The sequence below is a fragment of the Nonlabens sp. genome, assembly GCF_039941875.1.
Classification (GTDB): domain Bacteria; phylum Bacteroidota; class Bacteroidia; order Flavobacteriales; family Flavobacteriaceae; genus Nonlabens.
Map to the genome: position 1 here is coordinate 357,260 of NZ_JBDVDQ010000003.1, position 13,097 is coordinate 370,356.

Genomic DNA, 13,097 nt, shown 5'->3' on the forward strand with positions numbered 1-13,097 from the left:
TTTCTTTTAAAATCTTAAATATACGTTTAGGTAATAGGTTGTTCCGTTACCAAAGAAGTAACGTGGTGCAAATACTTCCTGAGGATTGTTCTGATCTTCTTGTACCGATCTAAAGTTAGAATTACGAGATTGTTCAAAACCACCAGTTTTGTATTCTTGATCAAATACATTGTTGATGGTAGCAAAGAATCCTACATACTTGTCATCAATTCTCCACGATTTACCACCTATGATATTCCATAACATGTAGTTGTCAAACTGCTCTTGCTTTAAAAGCTCATTAGCAACCTCGTCATCAAAATCATTAAATTCTTGTCCGTCGTAATCTAATCTAAAGTTAGCTGATCTTCTTAAGTTACTAATGTCAGCATAACCATTTGCAAAATAGTTTGCAGTTACACCTACATTCCAGTACTCAGGATCTCTGTATTCAAAACCTACTTGTAAAGCAGTTTCAGGTCCACCGGCAACGTGGTAGTCTTTTAAACTGGTTGTACCGTCACCAAATGTAAGTTGACCATCAAAGTCATCACTTGTAAGATAAAGATCAGGATTATTTGTGTAAACGTTTTGTCCTACTGCAGCAGCACCTTTTAGTTTAATAGTAGGAGTAACTTGTACTTCTAGACCTAATTCTATACCAGCATTACGTCTCTCTACGTTAGTTAACACTTCTTGTACAAAAGCACTACCGTCATCCAGTGGAAGTCCTGTAAGATCTTCTGTAAAATAAAAACCTAAGTCAGTTCCATTAGTAAACTGTGTGTAGTAACCAGTTAATCTAGCTTTTACTATAGGAGTTGTGTAAACATAACTAATATCTCCACTGTATGATTTTTGAGATTCTAACCCTACTACAGTTTCATTATTTTGTCTAGCATTGCTGAAAGAGTTTCTGATAGTTGGCGCTTGAGTTATAAATGCTGCATTTGCAGTAATAAATTTTTGTCCAGAGATTTTATAAGTCATACCACCTTTAACACCGTAGTCTGTGAAATCTAACTCCTCACTTTCACCAAAGGAAAGGTTACCTAAATAGTTACCATTTTCAAATTTTCCATCTCTTTGGTACGTAGTTCTAGAAACATTACCAGCTACAAAGAAATCTACGTTTTTAGTCTTGAATTGTGTTTGAGCAAATGCGGCAACAACTTCTGCATTAATGTCGTAGTTGTATTTATAACGATCACCTACACCTACTATTCTGTTAGGAGTACGTACGTTAGATTGTGCAGCTTGGTCTAGGTTAATATCACTTGTTTCTTCTGCAAAGAAGTCTACATCTAAGAAACCAGTACCTCCTAAAAGGTCATTAATTTGAGCATAGTTTTCACTATTTAATCTTCTGTATCTAACACCACCGTTAAAAAGGATGTTGTCAGTAAGGTCTGCAGTAAGAATACTGTTTACAGATAATTGCTTGTCATCTATACGGTCTTCTTGAATAACATATATAGAATTTCCGCCGTTTTCTCTCACGATACGGTTACCTTCATATAGCGCATCCCAGTTCAACTGTCCATCATTGATAAAAGCTTGTTGTGCCTCATATGCATATTGAAAATCGATAGCATCTTGACCATTTCTTAAGAAATAACTAGGTAAGTTTTGATAATAATCAGGATTTGGGTTTCTAGCTCCACCTATGTATGAGCTTTGACCATCAGTTTCTACAAGTCTAGTACCACCGTTATCTATACGAGTGTTTCCTATTTTACCAAATTGATAACCTACATTAGTATTCAATTTAACTTTATCATTAATCGTCCAGTAGTGGTTCAACATAAAAATAGGTTCTTCTATCTCTCTTATTCTACTGTTGCGTTGTACATTATTTTGTAAGCCCCAGAAAGGATTATACTTTGTACCTTTTAAATCTCTTATCTCTTGAGTAACTGCCGTCTGGCGGCCGCGTCTGTTAGGTGTATAAAGACCTGTAAAGTTAATAGAGTGTGCATCGTTTATTTTTTTCTCTACAGAAAGACCTAAAGAATTTGCGTCATATAAAGTACCATCTATATAACCTTCGTCTCCTGCTCTTCTAGAAGCGTTGATCGCATACGACCAGCCATTGTTAAGAAGTCCAGAACGGTGCGAGACCATAAAACGACCTCTATAACTTCTATTAGAACTTGCATAAGAAATTTGACTTCCTGCACGTTGCTGTGAAGCTCTCATGTCTATATTCTGTACACCTGCATAACCACCAAAACTTTGATCGGCAGCAGTTAATCCCATAGTAAAAGTTTGATTACGTTGTAAATCGTTAACTCCACCCCAGTTGCTCCATTGTGGTCTACCAGAAAATTGCTTATTCATCTCGATACCATTGATAAGTACCTTACCATCTTCACTGTTTAAGCCTCTAGGTCTGAAGAATGTTGCGCTAAAATCAAATGCAGCAGCTCTTAAAAATTGATCTTTAGAAGATTGTAATAATCCAGAAAAGTTGTTTGCTGCGTTCTCATCTTCGGCAAGTTCATTTTCTGTTAAAGAAATAATACCTTGAGATTGAGTAATGTCAGAATTATCTAACTGTAAATAAAGAGGGTCAATATTTACTATGTTAGTTAAGTCTATAACGACAGGAATCGTTTTTGAATAATAACTGTTAAAACTAACAAGAATTTTTTGATCTCCTACAGGAATTGCTCCGGTAACAATAAAGTAACCATTTGCATCAGTAGTAGCCTTAAAGCTAGTGCCGATTACAGAAATGTTTACGCCAGGGATAGCCTCTTCAGTTGCGTCATCTATTACACGACCTTTAAGTAATTCTTGTGCCATACCTAGACTAGATATGAGCATAAAAACACCTAGAAAAAGCTTCTTAAAATGTTGATTTGTCATTTATTAATATTAATTATACGTTATGAAATGCGGGCAAAATTACAATTTTATAATCAGTTGCGTACCTTTGGCCCGTAGTTTGTAATGAAGTTTACAATAACATAACTTAACATTCCTTAACATATCTTTAGTAAAATGTTTAAAAACCTAATAATAAGTGCTTTATGTATTTTCGCTTTCGCGGAAGCGGTAACGGCACAAAACACTGTAAAATCAAAAAAATATAAAGTTAGAACAGTAGCGTTCTACAATTTGGAGAATTTATTTGATACAGAAGACGATATAACCATCAATGATGAGGCTAGTCCTATTATGGAAATGTCTGAAGGCGTAAGAGCCGAAGTCTATAAGAAAAAACTTACTTCTATGGCGCGTGTAATTCGCAAAATAGGTGCTGAAAAATCGCAATCTGCTCCGTCAATTTTAGGAGTTTGTGAAGTAGAAAACAGAAAGGTTTTAGAAGACCTCGTAAATCATCCATTGCTTATAGAATTTGATTATGGAATTGAGCATTACGATTCTCCAGACCGTCGTGGTATCGATACAGGATTGCTTTATAAAAAGAGTGATTTTAGAGTGTTGAATAGTCAGAGTAATGAGCTAGTTATTTATGATAAAAGTTCTGGAAGACGTAGATATACTCGTGACCAATTAGTCGTTACAGGAGAATTAGATGGTGATAAAATGAGTATTATCGTTAATCACTGGCCATCACGTAGTGGTGGAGAACAAAAAAGTCGCGCGTCTCGTGTGGCAGCAGCAGCTTTAAATCAAAAAGCAATAGACTCTTTACATAGTATAGACGCGATGTCTAAGGTTTTTGTAATGGGAGATTTAAATGATGATCCTACTAATAAGAGCGTTTTAGTAACTCTTAATGCGCAAAAGGATAGAGAAGATGTAAAACCACAAATGATATATAATCCATATATACAGATGTTAAAGGATGGTTTTAATACACTAGCATACCGTGATTCTGGAAATATTTTTGACCAGATCATGTTTACTTACCCATTGCTTAACGAAGCAAATCAAGGTGGCTACCGTTATTACCAGGCTAATATCTATAACCCAAGTTTTATGACTAATAAAACAGGTAGGTATAAGGGATATCCTATGCGTAGTTTTTCTGACGGTACATTTACAGGTGGTTTCAGTGATCACTTTCCAGTATTTGTGTACTTAGTAAAAGAAATTAAGGACAGCGATAAAGCACAAGAAAAATAATAAGATACCTATACTCTGGTATTACGATATTAAAAAAGCGCCTCTATTGAGGTGCTTTTTTAGTTTAAAAATGATAAAAAGCATCTTCTATATGCTCTAGTTTTGTTCCTGCTTTATTTTTAATAATGGCAACTATGTCAAAGCGTACCTCTACATCCTCATCTATTAGATTTTCTACAAAATGATTTGCCGTAGCAACCAGTCTTTGAATTTGTCCAGGTTTTAAAAAATCCTGTGGATCGCCAAAATCAGGAGTAGACCTCGTCTTAACCTCTACCACAACTATTACATCTTTTTTGCGGGCTATAATATCGATCTCACCCTTTAGATAGGTGTAGTTTCTTACCAGAATATCATATCCGTTTTTAATCAAATGTGTGGCAGCAAGTTCTTCACCTTCATTACCTAATTCATTATGCTCTGCCATGATTATTGATTAAATTTAATAGACTCAGGTGTAATACTTATAGTCATTTCTTCACCTAAAATTAAAGAGCGATTATCTGTAATATGTCCAGCAGGAAAATTAAAAATAACAGGAAAATCATAACTCTCTGTAAGGGATAGAATAATCTCTTGGGCATTTTTACCAAAAGGGATTTCATGATCATTCATATCTGTCATACCGCCTACTAGTAACGCCTTTATGTTTTTAAGTTTGCTTGCTCGTTTTAAGGAATACATCATACGTTCTATATGGTAAAGGTATTCATCTATATCCTCGATAAATAAAATATGACCGTCCGTTTCTGGAAAGGTGTCGCTACCTAGCATACTGTATAAAATAGAAAGATTTCCACCTGTGACAGGAGCTTTTATCACCTGATTAGGTAAGTGAAATGAATTTTCGATGGTTATAGTTTGGCTTTCGCCGAAGAGAGCTTTCCTCAGGCTTTCTATACTAGAATCTGGTTTTTTAGATAGTTCTAGCGGCATGAAACTATGCAAACTGGCAAAACCTTGAGATTGTAATTTCCCATGAAGCAGTGTCACGTCAGAGTAACCTATGATGACAGTAGATTTTACTTTCATACTGTCAGAAAAATCAATCGCATCTATTAATTGTACCGTTCCATAACCTCCACGTGCTATCCATACGGCATCTACATCGGTATTGTTTATGCTGTCTTGTAAATCGGCCAGGCGTTCTTCTTTTGTGCCACCTAATTGGTGCTCTATTTTTCCTATCGTATTTCCATAACTTACCCTAAGTCCCCATGATTCTAATAGGTCTTTAACAGGTGCTAGTTGGCTTTTTTCGGCACTTCTAGCAGTGCAAAGGATTTTGACGTGGTCGCCTTCTTTAAGTTTGGGAATAGAGTGGTAGTTCAATTTTTCAAGAGATTTGGTTTAAAAATACGGTAATCGATTAAATATGTTTGCGGTTTGTTGGAATTCCGCTTTCGCGAAAGCGAGATCAACACCAATTTATAGAATACTAAAAGCATCTTTTAAAAGCGTGCAATGTCGTAAATTTGCAGCTTTCAAAAGAATTTCATGAGCGATCAAAAACGTTTTACGATTACGGCAGCATTGCCTTATACTAATGGACCAGTACACATAGGTCACCTAGCTGGTGTATATGTCCCAGCAGATATTTATGCACGTTACCAGCGTATGAAGGGTAGCGATGTAGCATTTATTTGTGGTAGTGATGAGCACGGTGTACCTATTACCATTAAGGCAAAGAAAGAAGGGATTACACCTCAAGAATTGGTAAATCGTTACCACAAGATCATAGGAGATTCTTTTAAGGAATTCGGTATTTCTTTTGATAATTATAGCCGTACCAGTGCGCCAGTACATCATGAAACGGCTAGTGCATTTTTTACCAAATTATATAATGACGGTAAATTTATTGAGCAAGTAACAGAACAATTATATGATCCAGAAGCAGACCAGTTTCTAGCAGATCGTTTTGTAGTAGGTACTTGTCCTAAATGTGGTAATACAGAATCTTATGGAGATCAATGTGAGAAATGTGGTACTTCTCATAACGGTACAGATTTAATAGATCCTAAAAGTGCCATAACCGGAAATACGCCAGAGTTAAAAGAGACTAAACACTGGTTTTTACCACTAGATGAATACAGTGACTGGTTAAATGAATGGATCGTAGAGGGACATTCTAAGGACTGGAAAGCAAATGTATTAGGTCAGGTTAAAAGTTGGATTACAGACGGGCTGCACCCACGTGCGGTGACTCGTGATCTGGATTGGGGTATCCCAGTGCCAGTAAATGGAGCAGATGGAAAGGTACTTTATGTATGGTTCGACGCACCGATAGGATATATCTCTGCAACTAAAGAATGGGCAGCTAGAGAAGGTAAGAATTGGGAAGATTATTGGAAGAATGAAGATACTTCTCTACTTCATTTTATAGGTAAGGATAACATCGTTTTTCACTGTATTATTTTTCCTGCGATGTTAAAAGCGCACAGCGATTTTATATTGCCAGAAAATGTTCCGGCAAACGAATTCCTAAATCTAGAAGACGATAAGATTTCTACTTCTAGAAACTGGGCAGTATGGTTGCATGAATACCTAGAAGACTTCCCTGGGCAACAAGATGTATTGCGTTATGTGTTAACGGCCAATGCGCCAGAAACAAAGGATAATAATTTTACTTGGAAAGATTTTCAAGCGAGAAATAATAATGAGCTGGTAGCTAACTTAGGAAACTTTGTAAACCGTGTTATTGTACTGACTAATAAGTATTACGACGGTATAGTTCCAGAAACGGCAAATCTTACAGAACGCGATCAAAAGGTTTTAGATCAGATTAAGACATTCCCTAAGTCTATAGGTGATAGTCTAGATCGTTACCGTTTTAGAGAGGCTTTGCAAGAATTTATGAACTTATCTAGTATAGGTAATAAGTACATTGCCGAAGAAGGTCTTGAGCCATGGAAATTGGTAAAAACAAATCCAGAACAGGTGAAAAACATCATGTATGTATGTATACAGATAACAACGGCACTTGCTATATTAAGTGAGCCGTTTTTACCACATACATCTGAAAAATTAAAAAATATTCTTGATTATAAAAGCGCATGCGATGCGCAGTCTGCGGCTCTTAATTCATGGAATGAATTAATTGCGCTGCCATCAGGACATAAAATCAACAAATCAGAATTGCTTTTTTCTAAAATTGAAGACGAGCAAATACAGGCACAATTGGATAAACTAGAAGCTACAAAAACTGCAAATGCTGCAGAAAAATTAACTCTCATGCCACAAAAAGACGAAACTAATTACGACGACTTCATGAAAATGGACCTGCGAGTAGGAGAAATTCTTACTGCAGAAAAAATGCCTAAAGCAGACAAGCTTATGGTCATGACAGTAGATACAGGAATCGATAAAAGAACCATCGTTTCTGGAATCGCACAACATTATACTGCCGAAGAATTAGTAGGTCGCAAAGTAACAGTTTTAGTAAACCTTGCACCTAGAAAACTAAGAGGTGTAGAATCTCAAGGAATGATTTTACTAGCCGAAGATCCTGATGGAAAATTAGTATTTGTAAATCCAGATGACGCAAGTGTGAATGGTGCTGTGATTGCTTAAAAAGCTATATTACTCAAAGAGCAGAATTAATTCTGCTCTTTGTAAAAGTAAATTGAATATTAAAAATGAAAAATCTTCAATTAGGCGACATATTTGAAATTAAAACGCAACGTGGTTGGGCTTATTTTCAAGTGTGTCATTTTGATAAGCTAGAAGGTGATTTAATAAAGATTTTTAATCATGTATACGATAATTCTCAAACTGATTTTCAAAAAATAATATCGGTTAATGACACGTATTATTATAGATCCCTTTTAAAACCAGCATATAGAAGAAAATTAGTTGATCTAGTAGGGTATGAAGATTTACCTAAGGGATTTGAATTACCTCGTTATTCTAGAAGTAAGCATTTAGTACGAGGTGAGTTTTTAGGTTGGTTTATTATTGATCATGTCGCAAATACACAAATACTGATACAAGAGCTTAGTGAGGATCAAAAGAAATATTCTAGTGACGGTATTGTTAATGATACTTTTCTAATAGGAAGACTAGACTCAAAATGGTCTTTGAGTGCATGGATTTGATTATTTTTTAGTTCATGAAAGTAAATTATAAAAAGTACTATTTTTATAGAGATTTAGCTTTTTTAAATAATTTAGATAAAAACTTCTTTACTAGCCGAAGACCCAGATGGAAAACTAGTATTTGTAAATCCAGATGATGCGAGTGCGAATGGTGCGGTGATTGCTTAAAAGCTATATTACTCAAAGAGCAGATTAATTCTGTCCCTTTTTTTATGGTTCAAAATTATAGGAAATCTAATACTATAAGAATAATTTCTACATATCATTAATCTTCATATATTTAGCCTAACCAAACCTACCACCCAATGAAAACAGTCATTCAACTATTGTTAGCTTTTGTCATTTTAACTAGTTTTATAAAACCAGATCGCAGTACTGCAGATGGTTTTAAAATAGACGAGAACTATAAAGTACAAGGGACTTTTTCAGGAAATACTCAAGGTGAGGACAGCTTTCATTTTATAATAGCTAAAAATAAAAAAGAGAAAAACTACGATATCTTACCTTTTCAGTTTAAAAATGAAGAGATTGTAAAAATGGAACCTATCACTTTTAAAGAGCAGCCTAATGTGTTGTCATTTCACAATAATGGAGATCAGCTATCTGTAATTACATCTTATAAGGATGGTAAATCAAGAAAGTTTCAAGTGGTAGATGTTAATCTTAAAGATTATACTGTTAAAAAATCTGAGGCTCTGGATGGCGAGAATTATAAAACCACAGTTAGAGAAAAAGATCAAAATTTTCTGGTCTTTTCAGATAAAGAGTCGCTTAAAATAGTGGCTGTTAAAAATGCTAGCGATGTAAAAGATATCACTATAGAAGCTACGGCTGCAAATAAAGAATTTTTAAAAATGCTTTCTAAAAATAATCTTGATGCTATAAGTAGTCAAGATTTTGTGGAAAATGGTTCCATAAACGATTTTAGAATCTATAGTGATCAAGGCACGATTACCATTACACAAGAAGATACTAAAGAAGGTACTACAAATGTGGCGCAAATAGACACGAGTGATTCTTCAAATACAGAATTAAAGGTGACTAACTTTAAAAGTAATGACAGTGGAGAAGGTAAATTGAAGAAGAGTACTTCTTACGTTTCAGATAATAAGTTGTTCCAGATGAATCTTAAAAAAGATGCTGCTACTCTAGATGTTCACAATCTAGATGATAAGAGTAACAAGCAACTTAATCTATTGAGTGGTGATGTGGTAAGTGCAGCTTCTAGTAAAACAGCTGCAAATAGCTTTCTTAAAAACGCTACCAAAGGTAAGAACCAACCTACCGTTACGGTTAATGAGGCGCAAGATGGAGCCTTAAAACTGAGGATAGATTATGTAAATAAGAAGTTATATAATTACAATTATAACTGGTGGTGGCACCATCACTGGATGATGCAAAACCAAATGTGGATGATGCAACAACAGCAACAACAGATGATGTTGCAAAACAGCCTACCACGTTTTGGACCAGATGTGTCTGACGCCTACCCTATTTATACGGTAAAAGAAAAGGAAGATTCATTTTTTGAGATAGGCCTTAATACTAATGGATCTATCATACCGGCTAGCGATGTAACGACTATTCATAAAAACATTGATAAGAAATCTTACATCGACGATATAGATAATAACAAGAAGTTGAAACACTCGTCTACCGTTTTTACTAAAACTACATTTAGATACATTTCTTACAACAAGAAAACAAAAAGCTTCCTCATAAATAGTAAGTCATTGAAATAAAATAGATTAAAATAATTTTTGAACAAGGGTTAAAATTATTTTTGATTTTGATTTTGGTTTTGAATTTCAGTCGTACTTTTGCCGCCTGTCTCAAGGGGTGCTACTGGAAACAAAGGCTGAGATAATACCCAAGGAACCTGGGCGAGTAATGTCGCTAAGGGAATAGATTTAGATTAGTTTTGATGTGTGTTGTTATATCGCTTTCGCGAAAGCGTGCATCTCAATTATTTATTTCAAGAGAATCCTTCAAACATTTAATTTTAATTCAAACCGAATAAATGCCCCTTTTATTTGAACTTAAACAAAGTTCATATGAAACATTTATCTCGCGTTGTAATTGCTATGGCATTAACTGTAACAGGCCTAGCAACAGCGCAAAATTCACAAGAACAAGATTCTACTAAAGCAAAAAAGCTGGATGAGGTACTGGTAAAAGCAGTGCGTGTAGATGCAAAATCACCTATTACACACAGCAATTTATCAAAGGAAGAGATCGCAAAACGTAATATAGGACAGGATTTGCCGCTGTTGCTTAATTTTTTACCATCTGTAGTAACTAGCTCTGACGCTGGTGCTGGTATAGGTTATACGGCTTTAAGAGTGCGTGGTGTGAGCTCACAATCTACTAACGTGACTATTAACGGTATTCCATATACTGATGCAGAATCACTGGGTGCGTTCTGGGTAAATCTAGGTGACTTTTCTTCTTCTATAGAAAATCTACAGGTGCAACGTGGTGTCGGTACGAGTACAAATGGTAGTGGAGCATTCGGTGCGAGTATAAATATCTTAACTGATGCTGCTTCTCAAGAAGCGAGCGGTGAGATTTCTAACTCTTTCGGTAGTTTTAATAGTAGAAAACATACGGTAAAATTCTCTACTGGATTGATGAATGAGCATTTTGAAATCGCAGGTAGATTATCAAATATCGCGTCTGACGGTTATGTAGATCGCGCCTCTACAGATTTAAAATCTTATTTCTTACAAGGTACTTATGTGGACGATAACACGCTTATTAAAGCAATCACCTTTGGTGGTAGTGAGGTAACCTACCAGTCATGGAATGGTATTGACGAAGATATGCTAAGAGATGATAGAACGTATAATACTGCTGGAGAATATGAAGATGAAAATGGAAATGTGCAATTCTATGATAATGAAGTAGATGATTATAAGCAAGATCACTATCAATTGCACTGGAACCAGCGTTTTAACAATAACTGGTCTACTAACATAGGTTTAAACTATACCTATGGTCGTGGTTTCTTTGAGCAATTTAAAGAAGATGAAGATTTTGCTACTTATGGACTGGACCCACTAGTAGTAGATGGACAGCCACTTGAAGAAACAGATTTAATACGTCGTAGATGGTTGGATAATGATTTTTATGTGCTTAACGCAAGTGTAAATTATAAGAATAATGAGATAGATGTAACCTCTGGAATATCTGCTAGTCATTATGATGGAGATCACTTCGGTGAAGTTATTTGGGCGCGTTTTGCTAGTCAGAGTAACATTAGAGATCGTTATTATGACGGTAATGCTTTAAAAAATGATCTGTCTGTGTTTTCAAAAGCTACCTATAAATTAAACGATCGTTTTCAATTGTATGGTGATGTGCAGGTGCGAAATGTAAATTATAAAACATCTGGGATAAATTCTGATTTAAGTGAATTTCTAGTAGATGAGAACTTTACTTTCTTTAACCCTAAAGCCGGTGTTACTTATAAGTATGACGACACTAATGATTTGTACTTTTCTTATGCTAGAGCAAATAGAGAGCCTAATAGAAATGATTTTGAAAGCAATCCAGATGTGAAACCAGAACAACTTAATGATTTTGAATTAGGATGGAGACATAAGAAAGGGAACTTTACTTTTAATGCAAATACATACTTCATGCTTTACAACGAGCAACTAGTTTTAAGTGGAGAACTTAATGACGTAGGTGCGCCGTTAAGAACTAATAGTGGTAAAAGTTACCGTTTAGGAATAGAGCTAGAAGCAATTATACCAGTTACTAAGCAACTTACTCTACAGCCTAATGTAGCATTGAGCAGCAATAAGAATGATGAAACGATACGTTCTTTTGATGGAGAATTACAGAATCTAGGATCTACCGATATCGCTTTTTCACCTAGTGTGGTGGCAGCAAATGCAGTAGTGTATCAGCCGTTGAAAAACTTTCAAGTTTCTTTATTAAGTAAATTTGTAGGAGATCAATTTATGAGCAATACAGAAGCCGATGCTTCTAAGCTGGATAGCTTTTTTACCAACGACATCAATCTAGTTTACACTATAAAGCCGAAGTCTATATTTGAAACGGTAGTGTTTACTGGTTTAGTGAATAATATATTCAATGAAAAATATGAAAATAATGGGTATTACTTTACCTATGACGACGATTTTTCAAATCCAGGAACCATCTCTACGGTAGAAGGTAATGGATTCTATCCACAAGCAGGGACTAATTTCTTATTAGGCGCTACGCTTATTTTTTAAAATATAAAATCAACCAGTGCCATTAAGAATAAATAGGTATGTACATTTATTCTTAATGGCTTGGCTTGGTAAATTCTACTTTATTAATCTGCTAATTAGATATTCTAATAGTAGCACCATTTCTTTCTACTCGGTAGGCTTTTAAACCATACTGTCCGTCACCTTCTATAGGCTGGCCGGTTAGAATATTATATTTATTAATATCATCAGTACATGGGCAGGTCGCCTCTATACCGTTTATTTCGAGTGTAGAGCAACTGTTAGGCGAGTGATTAGGATCGCTTAATTCATAAGCCACATATTGCGAGTTATTAAAGTTATAGACCACCGCACCACGTAAACCTACATTAGGAACGATCACAAAATTACCTGGAAAGTTAAGGTTGCTATATTGAGGTAAATTAGTATTAAGGTCCATCTGGAATCCTATATCTACTAGAAATGGGTTGTTATTACGGCCGTCATCGCTTGTGCAAGCAAAAACGATAAGCAATAAAGCGAGTATATAAGCGTTACGTATTTTCATAAGAAATCAATTGGCTTCAAAAGTATAACGAACTGATTGATATTTATTATATTTGTTTGATAATCCCGCAGCAATGATGGGATTTTGTTATTTATAGACGCCTAGTCATGATGTAAGCAGTGAGACTAGTGGTTATATCGCTTTCGCGAAAGCGGA

The 13,097-nt window shown here is 35.3% G+C and carries 9 protein-coding genes; 5 read left to right on the top strand and 4 right to left on the bottom strand.

Translation table 11 applies throughout. From position 1 onward, the window contains the following. Positions 1–6: 6 nt before the first annotated feature. Entirely contained in the window at positions 7–2,850 is a 2,844-nt protein-coding gene (locus ABJF08_RS02040; RefSeq protein ID WP_348114377.1) for a TonB-dependent receptor, read from the bottom strand. Positions 2,851–2,985: 135 nt separating this feature from the next. On the opposite strand from ABJF08_RS02040, the gene ABJF08_RS02045 reads away from it, so the two are divergent. Then, positions 2,986–4,077, top strand: coding sequence for an endonuclease/exonuclease/phosphatase family protein (locus ABJF08_RS02045; RefSeq protein WP_348114378.1), 1,092 nt, complete (start codon positions 2,986–2,988; stop codon positions 4,075–4,077). A gap of 64 nt (positions 4,078–4,141) precedes the next feature. On the opposite strand, the gene ABJF08_RS02050 is transcribed toward ABJF08_RS02045, so the two are convergent. Continuing rightward, a complete protein-coding gene (locus ABJF08_RS02050; protein WP_348114379.1) occupies positions 4,142–4,504 on the bottom strand; it encodes a YraN family protein in 363 nt (120 codons plus the stop codon). A gap of 2 nt (positions 4,505–4,506) precedes the next feature. Further along, positions 4,507–5,409 carry an LD-carboxypeptidase gene (locus tag ABJF08_RS02055; protein WP_348114380.1) on the bottom strand — a complete coding sequence of 301 codons (903 nt, stop codon included), beginning with the start codon at positions 5,407–5,409 and terminating at the stop codon, positions 4,507–4,509. Positions 5,410–5,574: 165 nt separating this feature from the next. Between ABJF08_RS02055 and metG the strand changes: the two genes are divergently transcribed. The 4 genes from metG to ABJF08_RS02075 all read left to right on the top strand — a co-directional run bounded on the left by metG (position 5,575) and on the right by ABJF08_RS02075 (position 12,415). Further along, positions 5,575–7,647 (top strand): methionine--tRNA ligase, encoded by a 2,073-nt coding sequence (gene metG, locus ABJF08_RS02060; protein ID WP_348114381.1) that lies wholly within the window; start codon positions 5,575–5,577, stop codon positions 7,645–7,647. Positions 7,648–7,712: 65 nt separating this feature from the next. Continuing rightward, positions 7,713–8,171 carry a hypothetical protein gene (locus ABJF08_RS02065; RefSeq protein ID WP_348114382.1) on the top strand — a complete coding sequence of 153 codons (459 nt, stop codon included), beginning with the start codon at positions 7,713–7,715 and terminating at the stop codon, positions 8,169–8,171. Between the two features lie 305 nt (positions 8,172–8,476). Then, entirely contained in the window at positions 8,477–9,913 is a 1,437-nt protein-coding gene (locus tag ABJF08_RS02070; RefSeq protein ID WP_348114383.1) for a hypothetical protein, read from the top strand. 312 nt (positions 9,914–10,225) lie between these two features. Next, positions 10,226–12,415 (top strand): TonB-dependent receptor, encoded by a 2,190-nt coding sequence (locus tag ABJF08_RS02075; protein ID WP_348114384.1) that lies wholly within the window; start codon positions 10,226–10,228, stop codon positions 12,413–12,415. A gap of 91 nt (positions 12,416–12,506) precedes the next feature. On the opposite strand, the gene ABJF08_RS02080 is transcribed toward ABJF08_RS02075, so the two are convergent. After that, positions 12,507–12,941: a hypothetical protein gene (locus ABJF08_RS02080; protein WP_348114385.1), complete on the bottom strand. Its 435-nt coding sequence runs from the start codon at positions 12,939–12,941 to the stop codon at positions 12,507–12,509. Positions 12,942–13,097 lie beyond the last annotated feature (156 nt).